The organism is Kitasatospora sp. NPDC001132 (assembly GCF_053598415.1).
Window position 1 is genome coordinate 153,116 of sequence record NZ_JBSFKF010000015.1, and the last position, 15,443, is coordinate 168,558.

At 77.0% G+C, this 15,443-nt stretch carries 1 pseudogene; it reads right to left on the reverse strand.

Annotated elements, in window-relative coordinates:
• Positions 1–131 precede the first annotated feature (131 nt).
• Positions 132–15,326 (reverse strand): annotated as a pseudogene (locus ACWDBE_RS21420) (type I polyketide synthase); the annotation flags it as partial.
• Positions 15,327–15,443 lie beyond the last annotated feature (117 nt).

Below are 15,443 nucleotides of genomic sequence, written 5' to 3' on the forward strand. Positions count from 1 at the left end.
CCGCCCCGGGGCCGGGGCGGCGGAGGGTTTCCAGAGCCCGGCCGGGGCGCGCGGTGCGGGCGCGCGCCCCGGCCGGACTGGCGGCGGGTCGGACGGAATCAGCTCGTCCGGGAGGTCAACCACTCACCGACCGCCGAGGCCACCGCCTCGACGTGCTGCTCCTCCATCATCGAGTAGTGGTCCCCCGGGACGTCCACGACGGTCTGCGCGGACTCCCAGCCGGACCGCCACTCGCGCTCCCCCCAACCGGTCATCGGCTCGGCGGCACGGACCAGCAGCGTGGCCGCCCCGACCGGGCTCGGCTCCGCCTCTTCCAGGAGCCGGAACCAGCCTCCCATGGCGGTCAACCGGTCGTCGTCCATCGACGCGAACACCCCGTCCCGCTCCGCCATGCCGCCCATGAGCGCGGGCAGCAGCGGAGCCACCAGGTCACTGCCCGGCGCGTAGATGTCTAGCAGAACGAGCGCGACAGGGGGCACCCCTATCTCCTCCAGGTACCGGGCCAGGGCGTGCGCCAGGACCCCTCCGGAGGAGTGGCCGACCAGGACGACGGGCTCGCCCTGCGCCAGTTCGGCGGTCTGCTCGGCCAGCGCGCGCACCCCCGCCGCCAGCGTCGCCGGCAGCGGCTCGCCGGTGCCGAAGCCGGGGGCCCGCAGGGCGCCGACCCGGAACCGGTCGCCCAGCGCCGCGGCGAACCGGGCGTACTGGTGCGGGCCGGAGATCGCCGTCACCGACGGGCAGCAGACCACCACCGGCCGCCCCGCGCCGCCGGACAGCCGCACCGGGGCCGGCAGCAGCCCGGCCAGCGCCGGGTCGGTGAAGGCGGGCCGGAACCCGGCGACGCTCTGCAGCATCGCCGCGAAGTCCGCGATCCGCCCGGACGCGACGGCCTGACGGAGCATCGGGGCCAGCGTGCCGGTCGCGGCGGCCGGCGGCGCGTCCTGCGGCACCTCGGCGGCGAGGTGCCCGGCGAGGGCCGCCGGGGTCGGGTAGTCGTAGATCAGCGCGGCCGGCAGCTCCCGCCCGGTCAGGGCGGTCAGCCGGTTGCGCAGCTCCACCGCGGTCAGCGAGGCGAAGCCCTGCTCCAGGAAGTCCCGGTCCGGGTCGACCGCGTCGCCGGAGCGGTGGCCGAGCGCCAGCGCGGCCTCCGTCCGGACGGTCTCCAGCAGGACGGCGTGCCGCCCGCCGGGGCCCGCCTCGGCCAGGCGGCGGGCCAGCGCTCCGGCCGCGTCCCGGACCGGCTCGGCGGACCGGGCCACCGGGTCGCGGTCGGCCGCGTCCGGACCGGCCAGGGCCGCCAGCAGCGGGACGGCGGCACCGTCACGCAGGGTGCGGGCGAACCAGCTCCAGCCGTCCCCGGCGATCACCAGGCCGTGCTCGCCGAGGGTCACGGCGTGGCCGAGGACCGATGCCGCCTCGTCGACGCCGGGCGCCCGCCCGGTCGGCCCGTCCGAGCCGGTGTCGGCCAGGGCGACCGTCCGCAGCGGGACCTCCCCCTCGGCGCGGCCGCGCGCGACGGCGTCCAGGTGGGCGCCGCAGACCGCGGCCACGGCCTGCCCGGTGCCGCCCCACACCGACTCGCCCGGCAGGCAGACGACCTGCGCGGCGAGTCCGGGGCCGCCGGCCGGCAGCGCGGTGGCGGCGGCGACCGCCTCCGCCAGCGTCCGCGCGTCCAGGCCGTCCAGGGCGACCGGCTCGGCCGGGGCCACCAGGTGCAGCAGCACCTGCGCCGGGGTGTCGGCCTCGGCCGGCCCGGACACCGGCACGGCGCCGCGCTCGGTCAGCCAGCCGGCCAGCGCCTCGCGCCGGGCGTCGGCCGGGCCGGTGAGCAGCACCGGGCCCTGCGGCCGCCAGGTCGCGGCCTCGGCCGCCAGGCCCAGCGGGGCCGGCACCAGGCGGCGGGCGAAGGCCGCGGCGGACCGCAGCACCACCTCGTCCTCCCCGGTGCGCCCGGCCAGGACGGCCGTCAGCCACTCGCCGGCCAGGCCGTCCAGCCGCTCGGGCAGGTCGACCAGACCGCCCCAGCGCCGCGGGTGCTCGGCGGCGAACGCCCGGCCCAGGCCCCAGGTCAGTGCCTGGGCCGGGTTCGGCACCTCGCTCCGGCCGACCGCGACGGCACCCCTGGTGGCGCACCAGAGCGGGGCGTCCACCCCGGCGTCGCCGAGGGCCTGGGCCAGCGTCAGGTTGAGGCCCAGTCCGCCCGCCACGGTGGGGACGGCCGGGTGCGGCTGCTCGTCGAGCGCCAGCAGGGACAGCACGCCGCGCACCGGCGCCTCCCCGGCGAGCAGCTCGCCCAGGCCCGCCGCGACGGCGGCCCGGTCGGTGTCCTGCGGGTCCAGCACCGCGCCGAGCACGGTGGCGCCCGCGGACTCCAGCAGGCCGAGCAGCGCCGTCACCGGCTCGCTCTCGGCGGCCTCCGCGGGGGCCACCACCAGCCAGTTCCCGCTGAGTTCGGCACTCGGCCGGGCCGCCAGCGGCTGCCACTCCACCCGGTGGCGCACCGCCTCCGCGGCCGCCTGGCCGCGCCGGCGCCGGTGCCAGCCGGACAGCGCGGGCAGCAGCGCCCGGAGCGCTTCGCGGCCCTCGCCGTCGAGGTCCAGCGCGCCGCTCAGGCCCTCCAGGTCGGTCTCCTCGACGGCCGCCCAGAAGCCGCCCTCGCCCGCGTGCGCGGACTCCTTGGCGGCCTCCTCCGGGGCCTCCAGCCAGTACCGCTCGTGCTGGAAGGCGTAGGTCGGCAGGTCGACGAGGCGCCCGCCCCAGTCGGCGGCGATCGCCGGCCAGTCCAACGGGACGCCGTGGACGTGCAGTTCGGCCTGCGCCGTGGTCAGCGCGACCTCCTCCGGCCGGTCGGCGCGCAGCAGCGTCACCAGCAGGGCGTGGTCCGCGTCGGCGCCCAAGCAGTCCCGGGCGGCGGCGGTCAGGACGCCGTCGGGGCCGAGCTCCAGGAACCGGCCGGCCCCCGCCGCGCGCAGGGCGGCGACGCCGTCCGCGAACCGGACGGCCGCGCGGACCTGCCGCACCCAGTACGCCGGGTCGGTGAGCTCCTCGCCCGCCTCGGCGCCGGTGACGGTGGAGACCACCGGGATGCGCGGGGCGCTGAACGTCAGGCCCTCCGCCACCCGGCGGAACTCCTCCAACATGCCGTCCATCAGCGGGGAGTGGAAGGCGTGCGAGACGTTGAGGCGCTTGGTCTTCTCGAACTTCCCGGCGATGTCCAGCACTTCGGACTCGTCGCCGGAAATCACCACGGACGTCGGGCCGTTGACCGCGGCGATGCTGACGTTGCCGGTGAGCAGCGGCAGCACCTCGGCCTCGGTGGCCTTGACCGCGACCATCGCGCCGCCCTCGGGCAGCGCCTGCATCAGCCGGCCGCGGGCCGCCACCAGGGCGGCCGCGTCCGCCAGCGACAGGACGCCCGCGACGTGGGCGGCCGCGATCTCACCGATCGAGTGCCCGAGCAGCAGGTCCGGGCGCACCCCCCAGCTCTCCGCCAGGCGGAACAGCGCCACCTCGACGGCGAACAGCGCCGGCTGGGCGTACTCGGTGCGGTCCAGCAGCCGGGCGTCCGCACCGAACACGACCTCGCGCAGCGGGCGGGTCAGATGGGCGTCGACCCGCTCGCAGACGGCGTCGAAGGCCGCGGCGAACACCGGGTGGGCGCCGTACAGCTCCCGGCCCATGCCGAGGCGCTGGCTGCCCTGTCCGGTGAACAGGAAGGCGGTGCGGCCCACGGTGGTGCCGGAACCCCGGACCACCCCGGCGCCGCTGCCGTCGGCGACCGCGGCGAGGCCGGCCAGCAGCTCCGCGCGGTCGGTGCCGACCACCACCGCGCGGTGGAAGAAGGACGAGCGGTGCACGGTCAGCGTGCGGGCGACGTCGGCCTCCGTCGGCCCGGGCTCGGCGGCCAGGTGCGCGGCCAGCCGCTCGGCCTGCGCGCGCAGCGCGTCCGGCGTCCTGGCGGACAGCACCCAGGGCAGCACCCGGGCGGGGCCCTGCTCGGCCTCGGCGGGCGCCGGGCCCTGCTCCAGGATCACGTGGGCGTTGGTGCCGCTGACGCCGAAGGAGGAGACGCCCGCGCGGCGCGGTTCGCCGGTCTCCGGCCACGGCCGGGCCTCGGTCAGCAGCTCGACGGCGCCGGAGCTCCAGTCGACGTCCGGGGTCGGCTCGTCGACGTGCAGGGTCTTCGGCAGCACGCCGTGCCGCATCGCCATGATCATCTTGATCACGCCGCCGACACCCGCGGCGGCCTGGGAGTGGCCGATGTTGGACTTCAGCGAGCCGAGCCACAGCGGGTCCCCGGTGCGCCCCTGCCCGTACGTCTCCAGCAGGGCCTGCGCCTCGATCGGGTCGCCCAGCCGGGTGCCCGTGCCGTGCGCCTCGACGACGTCCACCTGGGACGGCGTCAGCCGGGCGGCGGCCAGCGCCTGCTCGATGACCCGCTCCTGGGCGGGGCCGTTGGGGGCGGTGATGCCGTTGCTGGCGCCGTCCTGGTTGACGGCGGTGGCGCGGACGACCGCCAGCACCCGGTGGCCGTTGCGCACCGCGTCGGACTGGCGCTCCAGCAGCAGCATGCCGACGCCCTCGGACCAGCAGGTGCCGTCGGCCGAGGCCGCGAAGGACTTGCAGCGCCCGTCGGTGGCCAGGCCGCGCTGACGGCTGAACTCGATGAACACCTGCGGGGTGGCCATCACCGTGACACCGCCGGCCAGGGCCATCGTGCACTCGCCGCTGCGCAGCGACTGGGCGGCCAGGTGCAGGGCGACCAGCGAGGAGGAGCAGGCGGTGTCCACGGTGACCGCCGGGCCCGACAGCCCCAGGGCGTAGGAGATCCGGCCCGAGGCGACGCTGCCGGTGGTGCCGGTGGCCAGGTAGCCCTCCACGTCGGCGGGGACGGCGGGCAGGGTGATCGCGTAGTCGTGGTACATCTTCCCGGCGAACACGCCGGTGGCGCTGCCCTTCAGCGTGGTCGGGTCGATGCCGGCCCGCTCGAGGGCCTCCCACGCCGTCTCCAGCAGCAGGCGCTGCTGCGGGTCCGTCGCCAGCGCCTCGCGCGGGCTGATGCCGAAGAACCCGGCGTCGAAGTGCCCCGCGTCGTACAGGAACCCGCCCTCGCGGGCGTAGCTGGTGCCCACGTGGTCCGGGTCGGCGTCGTACAGGCCCTCGGTGTCCCAGCCCCGGTCGGTCGGCAGCGGCGAGATCGCGTCGGTGCCCTGCGCGACCAGCTGCCACAGCTCCTCGGGCGTGCGGACGCCGCCCGGGTAGCGGCAGGCCATGCCGATGATCACGATCGGGTCGTCGTCCGCGTGCCGCGACGCCGGGGCGACGGCGGCCGCCGGACGGGCACGCCCGCCGCCGGACAGCCGGGACTCCAGCCGGGCCGCCAGCTCGGCCGGGGTCGGGTAGTCGAACACGGTGGTGGCCGGCAGCCGCAGCCCGGTCGCCGCGCTCAGCCGGTTGCGCAGCTCGACCGCGGTCAGCGAGTCGAAGCCCAGCTCGCGGAACGCCCGGTTCGCCTCCACCGCGTCCGCGGACGCGTGGCCCAGCACGGCGGCCGCCTGGCCGCGCACCAGGTCGAGCAGCAGCCGGGCCCGGTCCTGCCCGTCGAGGTCGGCCAGCCGCTGCTGGAACGCCGAGGCCTCGCCGGTCCCGCTCGCCGCGGCGACCGTACGGCGCAACGGCGTACGCACCAGGCCGCGCAGCAGCGGCGCGAGGGCCCCCGCGGCGGCCTGGCCGCGCAGCGCGGCCGAGTCCAGCCGCATCGGCACCAGGAGCGGCTCCACGCCCGCCCCGGCCGCGTCGAAGAGCGCGAGCCCCTCGGCCGAGGACAGCGGGGCGACACCGCCCCGGCTCATCCGGCGGACCTCCGCCTCGTCCAGCGCGCCGGTGAGCGTGCTGCGCTCGGCCCAGAAGCCCCAGGCCAGCGAGACGGCGGGCAGGCCGTTCGCCCGGCGGTGGTGCGCCAGCGCGTCGACGAAGGCGCTCGCGGCGGCGTAGTTCGCCTGGCCGGCGTTGCCGAGCAGGCCGACCGCGGAGGAGAACAGGACGAAGGAGTCCAGGTCCAGGTGGGCCGTCAGCTCGTGCAGGTGCTGGGCGGCGTCCGCCTTGGGCCGCAGGACGTGGTCCAGCCGCTCCGCGGTGAGCGAGTCCAGGACGCCGTCGTCCAGCACGGCCGCCGCGTGCACCACGGAGGTGAGCGGGTGCTCGGCGGGAACGGCGTCCAGCACGGCGGCGAGCGCCGCGCGGTCCGCGGCGTCGCAGGCCGTGACGGTCACCTCGGCGCCCAGGCCGGTGAGTTCGGCGCTCAGCTCCTCGGCGCCGGGCGCCGCCGGGCCCTGCCGGCTGAGCAGCACCAGGTGCCGGGCGCCGTGCTCGGTCACCAGGTGGCGGGCCAGCAGCGAGCCCAGGGTGCCGGTGGCACCGGTCAGCAGGACGGTGCCCTCCGGGTCGAGGACGCGCCGCGGCTCGTCCGTCCCGGCGGGAACCCGGGCGAACCGGGGCGCCAGCACCTCACCGGCGCGCAGGGCGAGTTGGGGCTCGCCGGTGGCGACGGCGGCGGGCAGCGCGGCAGCGGAGCCGGCCGTGCCGTCCAGGTCCGCCAGGACCAGCCGGCCGGGGTTCTCGGTCTGCGCCGAGCGCACCAGGCCCCAGACCGGGGACTGGGCCAGCGCCGGGACGTCCTCGTCCGGGCGGGTCGCGACCGCCGCACGGGTCAGCACCACCAGGCGGGCCGCCTCGAAGCGCTCGTCCGCCAGCCAGGAGTGCAGCAGGGCGAGGGTGTCGCCGGTGCTGCGCCGCAGGCCGTCCAGCAGCGGGTCGTCGGCGCCGGTGGCCACCGCGGCCACCACCACGGACGGCAGCTCGGCACCGGCGTCGACGGCCTCGGCCAGCTCGGCCAGGTCGCGGTAGCGGCGCGCGGAGGCGGTCCACTCCCCCTCGACGGCGCCCAGCAGCGCCAGTTCCGCCGCGGGGGTCGCGGCGGGCAGCGGCACCGGCGTCCAGTCGACCCGGAACAGCGAGTCCTGGAAGGCGGATTCGGCGGCCGTCGCCCGCTCGGCCAGTGGGCGCAGCACCAGCGAGCCGACCGTCGCGACCGGGCGGCCCTCCTCGTCGGCCAGCTCCAGGGCCACCCCGTCCGCACCGGTCGGGGTGAGGCGCAGCCGCAGGATCCCGGCGCCGGTGGCGAACAGGGTCACGTCCGTCCAGGCGAACGGGAGCCGCCCGGCGGCGAGGTCCCGGGTCGCGTCGCCCAGGCCCGCCGCCTGCAGCGCGGCGTCGAGCAGCGCGGGGTGCAGGCCGAAGCGCTGGGCGTCGCCCTGCTGGTCCGCCGCGAGGGCGACCTCGGCGAACACCTCGGAGCCGCGCTGCCAGACGGACCGCAGGCCGCGGAACGCCGGACCGTAGGCGAAGCCGAGGCCGGCCAGGGTGTCGTAGTACCCGTCCACCGACACCGGCTCGGCGCCCTGCGGGGGCCAGACGGCGAGGTCGAAGTCCGGCACGGCGGCGCCGCGGAACAGGGCGCCGGTGGCGTGGCGGGTCCACGGCTCGTCAGGCGCCGCGTCCTCGGCGCGGGAGTAGACCTCCACCTCGCGGCGGCCGTCGGCGTCGGGCGAACCGACCACCACCTGCACCGCCACGCCACCCTGGACGGGCAGCACCAGCGGCGCCTCCAGGGTCAGCTCCTCCAGCACGTCACAGCCCGCCTGGTCACCCGCGCGGACGGCCAGCTCGACGAACGCCGTACCCGGCAGGATCACCGTGCCGGCCACCGCGTGGTCGGCCAGCCACGGGTGGGTCTGCACCGACAGGCGGCCCGTGAAGACGTGCCCGTCGCGGTCGGCCAGCGCCACCGCAGCACCCAGCAGCGGGTGGTCGGCCGCGCCCAGGCCGGCGGACAGCACGTCACCGATACCGCGCGTGCCCGGCTTCGGCCAGTAGTGCTCGTGCTGGAAGGCGTAGGTGGGCAGGTCGACGCGGCGGGCCGTGGGGAACTGGGCGGCCCAGTCGACGGTGGCGCCGTTGGACCAGGCCTCGGCGAGGGCGGTCAGGAAGCGCTCCCGGCCACCGTGGTCACGGCGCAGGGTGCCCTGGACCGTGGCCTCGGCGTTGGCGGCGTCGACGGACTCCTGGATACCGACGGTCAGCACCGGGTGGGCGCTCACCTCGACGAACTGTGAGTGGCCGGACGCCAGAAGGGCGTCGATGGTGCTCGCGAACTCCACGGTCTGGCGCAGGTTGCGGTACCAGTAGCCGGCGTCCAGCGCGGCCGAGTCGATGACCTCGCCGGTGACCGTCGAGTGGAACGGGACCTCCGGCACGCGCGGGGCGACCGGGGCCAGCAACTCCGCGAGACGGCCCTCGATGCGCTCGACGTGCGCCGAGTGCGAGGCGTAGTCCACCGCGATCCGACGCGCCCGGACCTCCTGCGCGGCGCAGTGCTCCATCAGCTCGTCCAGGGCACCGGCATCGCCGGAAACCACCACCGAGCTGGGGCCGTTGACCGCCGCGACGGACAAGCCCTCACGGCCCGAAAGGAGTTCACGCACCTGCTCCACGGGCAGCGGAACGGACACCATGCCGCCCAGCCCGGAGAGCTCGATGATCGCCTGGCTGCGCAGCGCCACCACCAGCGCCGCGTCCTCCAGCGACAGAGCGCCGGAGACGGCAGCGGCGGCGATCTCGCCCTGCGAGTGCCCCACCACCGCCGACGGCTCCACGCCGTACGAACGCCACAGCTCGGCGAGCGAGACCATCACGGCGAACAGCACCGGCTGGACCACGTCCACCCGCTCCATCCACCCGCCGTCCCCACCCGAGACGACCTCCAGCAGATCCCAATCCACATACAGGGACAGCGCCTTGGCGCACTCCTCCATCCGGGAACGGAACACCGGCTCATCCGCCAGCAGCCCCTGCGCCATGCCCAGCCACTGCGAACCCTGACCCGGGAACACGAACACCGGACGCCCCGAACGCACCCGCCCGGACACCACGCCCGCGCCCGGCAGGCCGTCCGCCAGCGCGCCCAGGCCCGCCAGCAGCGCCTCCCGGCCCTCGCCGACCACCACGGCCCGGTGCTCGAACACCGCCCGCGAGGACACCAGCGAGAAACCGACATCCGCCGGCCGCTCCTCCGCGACCGCCGCCAGCAGCCGCCGCGCCTGCTCCCGCAGCGCCGCCTCACTCCGGGCCGACAGCACCCACGGCACCACACCACCGGCAGCCGACTCCTCTTCGACCTGCGGGAGTTCCGCCGCCGGCGCCTGCTCCAGCACCACATGGGCGTTGGTGCCGCTCGCGCCGAAGCCGGAGACGCCCGCGCGGCGCGGTTCGCCGGTCTCGGGCCAGGCCCTGGCCTCGGTGAGCAGCTCGACCGCGCCCGCCGACCAGTCGACGTGCGGGGTGGGCTCGTCCACGTTGAGGGTGCGCGGCAGCACGCCCTCGCGCATCGCCATCACCATCTTGATGACGCCGCCGACGCCCGAAGCCGACTGGGTGTGGCCGATGTTGGACTTGAGGGAGCCGAGCCACAGCGGGTCCCCGCCGCGCTCCTGCCCGTAGGTCGCCAGCAGCGCCTGGGCCTCGATCGGGTCGCCGAGGGTGGTGCCGGTGCCGTGCGCCTCGACGGCGTCGACCTGGCCGGGGGTCAGGCGGGCGTTGGCCAGGGCCTGGCGGATGACGCGCTGCTGCGCGGGGCCGTTGGGCGCGGTGAGGCCGTTGCTGGCACCGTCCTGGTTGACGGCGCTGCCGCGCACCACCGCGAGCACGGGGTGGCCGTTGGCGCGGGCGTCGGAGAGCCGCTCAAGCAGCAGCATGCCCGCGCCTTCGCCCCAGCCGGTGCCGTCGGCGGCGGCCGCGAAGGGCTTGCAGCGGCCGTCGGCGGCCAGGCCGCGCTGGCGGCTGAACTCGATGAACGGGCCGGGCAGCGGCATCACGGTGACGCCGCCGGCCAGGGCCAGCGAGCACTCGCCCTGGCGCAGCGACTGGGCGGCCAGGTGGAGCGCCACCAGCGAGGAGGAGCAGGCGGTGTCGACGGTGACGGCCGGGCCCTCCAGGCCCAGGGTGTAGGAGATCCGGCCGGACATCACACTGGCTGCCGTACCGGTGAGCATGTAGCCCTCGGCGCCGCCCTCGCTGTTGGTCAGCACCGTGGTGTAGTCCTGGGTGGACCCGCCGGCGAAGACGCCGGTCGCGGTGCCGCGCAGCGTGCCGGGGTCGATGCCGGCGCGCTCCAGCGTCTCCCAGGTGACCTCCAGCAGCAGGCGCTGCTGCGGGTCCATGGTGACGGCCTCGCGCGGGGAGATGCCGAAGAAGCCCGCGTCGAAGAGGCCGGCGTCGTGCAGGAAGGCGCCTTCGCGGCAGTAGCTGGTACCGGGCTGGTCGGGGTCGTCGGCGTAGAGCGCCGCCAGGTCCCAGCCGCGGTCGGTGGGCATGCCGGTGACGGCGTCCCGGCCTTCGGTGACGAGCCGCCACAGGTCCTCGGGCGAGGCGACGCCGCCGGGGAAGCGGCAGCCCATCGCGACGATGGCGATCGGCTCGTCGTCGGCGGCCGCCGCGCTGGTGGCCCTGGCCTGGTCCTGGTCCGCGCCGAGGGTCTGGGCGCGCAGGTAGCCCGCGAGGGCCGCCGGGGTCGGGTAGTCGAAGACCAGCGTGGTGGGCAGCTTCAGGCCGGTGGCGCTGCCGAGGCGGTTGCGGATCTCCACCGCGGTGAGCGAGTCGAAGCCGAGTTCGCGGAAGGCGCGCACGGGGTCGACGGACTCCGGTCCGGCGAAGCCGAGGACGCCGGCGGCCTGGGCGCGCACCAGGTCGGTCAGGACGCGCTCCTGGTCGGCGGCGGACAGTCCGGCGAGCTTGCGGCGCAGCGCCGACTGCTCGGGCACCTCGGTGCCGGGCTCGGCGGTGCCGGTGCCCGCGCTCAGGGCGCGGACCTCCGGCAGGTCCTCGATCAGCGGGCGGCGGCGGGTGGCGGTGAAGGCGGGCTGGAAGCGCTCCCAGACGACGTCGGCGACGGCGAGGAAGGTCTCGTCGAGGTCGAGGGCCTGCTGGAGGGCGGCGACGGCCAGCTCCGGCGCCATCGCCGGGACACCGCGGCGGCGCATGGCCTCCCCGGCGGGGCCGTCCGCCATCCCGCCGTCCGCCCAGGCGCCCCAGGCGACCGAGGTGGCCCGGACGCCGGCCGCGCGCAGCCGTTCGGCGTAGGCGTCGAGGAAGGCGTTGACGGCGGCGTAGGCGCCCTGGCCGCCGCCGCCCCAGACGCCGGCGTTGGAGGAGAACAGGACGAAGGCGTCCAGTTCGGTGCCGGTGAGCGCCTCGGCCAGGTTGCGGGCGCCGGCGATCTTGGCCTCGGCGAGCTCCTGGAGGTCGGCGGGCCGCAGGTCGGCGAGGGCGCCGGTGCGGCCGAGGCCGGCGGCGTGCAGCACCGCGCGGATCGGCGCGCCCTGCAGGGCGAACCGCCCGACCAGGGCGTCCACGGCGGCGCGGTCGGCGGTGTCGCAGGCGACGACCGTCACCTCGGCGCCCGCCGCGCGCAGTTCGTCGGCGAGTTCGGCGGCGCCCGGGGCTTCGAGGCCTCGGCGGCTGGTCAGCACCAGGTGCTCGGCGCCGTTCGCGGCCAGCCAGCGGGACACGTGGGCGCCGACGGCGCCGGTGCCGCCGGTGACCAGTACGGTGCCGCGCGGGCGCCAGGCCCGCTCGGCGGGCACCTCGACGCCGGGGGCGCGGACCAGTCGGCGGGCCAGCACGCCGGTGGCGCGCACGGCCAGCTGGTCCTCCTCGTCCTCGGCCGCGAGCACCGCGGCGAGTCGGGCGGCGGCGCGGTCGTCGGGGTCGGCGGGCAGGTCGACCAGGCCGCCCCAGCGCTCGGGCTGCTCCAGGCCGAGCACCCGGCCCAGGCCCCAGACCTGGGCCTGCGACGGGTCGGCCGGGCCGTCCGCGCCGCCGGTGCGGACGGCGCCGGTGGTGGCCGACCAGAGCGGGGCGTCCAGGCCCGCGTCGGCGAGCGCCTGGACCAGGGCGACGGTGCCGGCCGTCCCGGCCGGGACGAGCGGGGCGTCCGGGTGCGGGCGGTCGTCCAGCGGCAGGAGGGAGAGCACGCCGGTCCAGCGGGGCGGCTCGGCGGCGCCGTCCTCGGCGGCCTCGGCGAGTTCGGCGGCGAGCAGCGCCGCGAGGCGGCCGCGGTCGGCGGTGGCGTCGGCGGTGACCCGGCGCACCCGGGCGCCGGCCGTCTCCAGGGCGCGCTGGGCGGCGTCGGCCCACGCGGTCCCGGCGGCGGGCTCGACGAGCAGCCACCGGCCGGTCAACCGGGGCCGGCCCTGGGTGGTGACGGGCTTCCAGGCGATCCGGTAGCGCCAGCCGTCCACCGTGTCGGCCTGCTGCCGGCGGCGGCGCCAGGCCGCGAGGGCGGGCAGCACGGCGCTCAGCGGGTCCTCGCCGTCCACGGCCAGGGCGGCGGTCAGCTCGGTCAGGTCCCCGCGTTCGACGGCGGACCAGAAGCCCTGGTCCGCGGCGGATTCCGGGGCCGCGCCGGGCAGGGCGGCCGGAGCCGGGACGTCGAGCCAGTAGCGGCGGTGCCGGAACGGGTAGGTGGGCAGTTCGCACTGGGCCAGGCCGCGCCCGTCGAACGGCGTGGTGCGCCGCACCGGCACGCCGTGCGCGTGGACGGCGGCGAGCGAGGCGAGGAAGCGCTCGGCGTCGTCCTCGTCGCGGCGCAGCGAGCCGAGGACGACGGCCTCGGCGCCGATCCCGTCGAGGGTCTCCTCCATGCCGGTCACCAGCACGGGGTGCGGGCTGACCTCCAGGAAGGCGCCGTGGCCGTGCTCGGCCAGGGTGCGGACGGCCTGCGAGAACTCGACCGTCTGCCGCATGTTGCGGTACCAGTACTCGGCGTCCAGCGCTCCGGTGTCCAGCAGGCCGCCGGTCACCGTGGAGTAGAACGGGACGTCGCAGGAGCGGGAGGTGACCCTGGCGCCGATCGCGAGCATCTCCTCGCGCAGCGCCTCGGTCTGCGGGGAGTGGGCGGCGTAGTCGATCGGGAGGAACTTGGCGCGGACGTCGAGCGCGGCGCACTCGGCCGCCAGCTCCGCCAGCGCGGCCGGGTCGCCGGCGACGACGACGGTCCGGGGGCCGTTGACCACGGAGAGCTGGAGCCGGTCGGTGCGCTCCCCGATCAGCTCGCGCATCCGCTCGGCGCCCTCCGCGACGGCGAGCATGCCGCCGAGGCCGGAGATCCGGGACAGCGCGGCGCTGCGGGCCGTCACCAGGTAGGCGGCGTCGGCGAGGCTGATCGCGCCGGCCACGCAGGCCGCGGCGATCTCGCCCTGCGAGTGGCCGACCACCGCGGCCGGCTCGACCCCGTACGAGCGCCACAGCTCGGCGAGCGCGACCATCACGGCGAACAGGGCGGGCTGGACGACGTCGATCCGGTCGAGCGGGGGCGTGCCCTCGACCCCGCGCAGCACGTCCTCCAACCGCCAGTCCACGTGCTCGGCGAGGGCCGCCGAGCACTCGGCGAGCCGGGCGGCGAACACCGGCGAGGCGTCCAGCAGCCCGACGGCCATGCCGGGCCACTGCGAGCCCTGGCCGGGGAAGACGAAGACGGCCTTGCCGGCCGCGGCGCCGCGGGCCGTGCCGCGCACCAGGGCGGGGTGTTCCTCGCCCTCGGCGAGCGCGGCGAGGGCGCCGAGCGCGCCTTCGCGGCCGTCGGCGAGCAGGACGGCCCGGTGCTCGAAGGCGCCGCGGCCGGCCGCCAGCGTCCAGGCGACCCGGTCGGCGTCCAGCTCCGGCCGGTCCGTCAGGTGGTCGTGCAGCTGCCGGGCCTGCTCGCGCAGGGCGTCCTCACCGCGGGCGGACAGGAACCAGGGGGTCGCCCGGGTGGTCAGCGGCGGGCGCTGCGGCTCGCCGGAGGCCGGTTCCCCGTCCGTTTCCTGGGCGGGCAGCTCGGCCGGGGCCTCCTCGATGACGGTGTGGGCGTTGGTGCCGCTGAAACCGAAGGAGGAGACGGCGGCCCGGCGGACCCGCTCGCCGGCCGGCCAGGGGCGGGCCTCGGTGAGCAGTTCGACGGCGCCGGAGGCCCAGTCGATGTGCGGGGACGGCTCGTCGACGTGCAGGGTGCGCGGCAGTTCGCCGTGCCGCAGCGCCATGACCAGCTTGATGATGCCGGCGACGCCGGCCGCGGCCTGGGTGTGGCCGATGTTGGACTTGATCGAGCCGAGCCAGAGCGGCGCCCCGCCCTCGCCGCGCTCCTGCCCGTAGGTGGCGAGCAGGGCCTGGGCCTCGATCGGGTCGCCGAGGGTGGTGCCGGTGCCGTGCGCCTCGACGGCGTCGATCTGGTCCGGGGAGAGCCCGGCGCCGGCCAGGGCCTGGCGGATGACGCGCTGCTGGGAGGGGCCGTTGGGGGCGGTCAGGCCGTTGCTGGCGCCGTCCTGGTTGACGGCGGAGCCGCGGACCACGGCGAGCACCGGGTGCCCGTTGCGCCGGGCGTCGGAGAGCTTCTCCAGCAGCAGCACGCCGGCGCCCTCGCCCCAGGCGGTGCCGTCGGCTCCCCCGGCGAAGGCCTTGCAGCGGCCGTCGGGGGCGAGGCCGCGCTGGCGGCTGAACTCGACGAAGGTGTCCGGCGTCGACATCACGGTGACGCCGCCGGCCAGGGCGAGCGTGCACTCGCCGCTGCGCAGGGCCTGGGCGGCCAGGTGGACGGCGACCAGCGAGGAGGAGCAGGCGGTGTCGATGGTCACCGCCGGGCCCTCCAGGCCCAGGGTGTAGGCGACGCGGCCCGAGACGACGCTGCCGGCGGTGCCGGTGCTCAGGTAGCCCTCGACGCCCTCGGGGACGGTGAACAGGCGGCTGGCGTAGTCGTGGTACATCACGCCGCTGAAGACGCCGACCCGGCTGCCGCGCACGGCGGCGGGGTCGATGCCGGCCCGCTCGAAGGCCTCCCAGGAGGTCTCCAGCAGCAGCCGCTGCTGCGGGTCCATGGCGGTCGCCTCGCGGGGGCTGATCCCGAAGAACTCCGGGTCGAACTGGGCCGCGTCGTGCAGGAACCCGCCCTCGCGGGTGTAGCTGGTGCCCGAGCGGCCGTGTTCGGCGTCGGCGTCGTACAGCGCGTCGGTGTCCCAGCCGCGGTCGGCGGGGAAGCCGGTGATGGCGTCGGTGCCGTCCGCGACGAGCTGCCACAGCTGCTCGGGGGTGCGGACGCCGCCCGGGTAGCGGCAGCCCATCGCGACGATGGCGATCGGTTCCTGTTCGCCGGACTCGACCTCGCGCAGGCGGCGACGGGTCTCGTGCAGGTCGGCGGTGACCCGCTTGAGGAAGTAGCGGAGCTTCTCTTCGTTCATGACGTTCTGTCCCAATCGAGCGACCGCAGGGCGCGGTTCGGAAGTCTGGTGGGGTGGGCCGGGCGGCTCGGGCGCCGGGGTGGCGCGGCGCCCGGCCCACCGGGGGTGGCGGAGCGG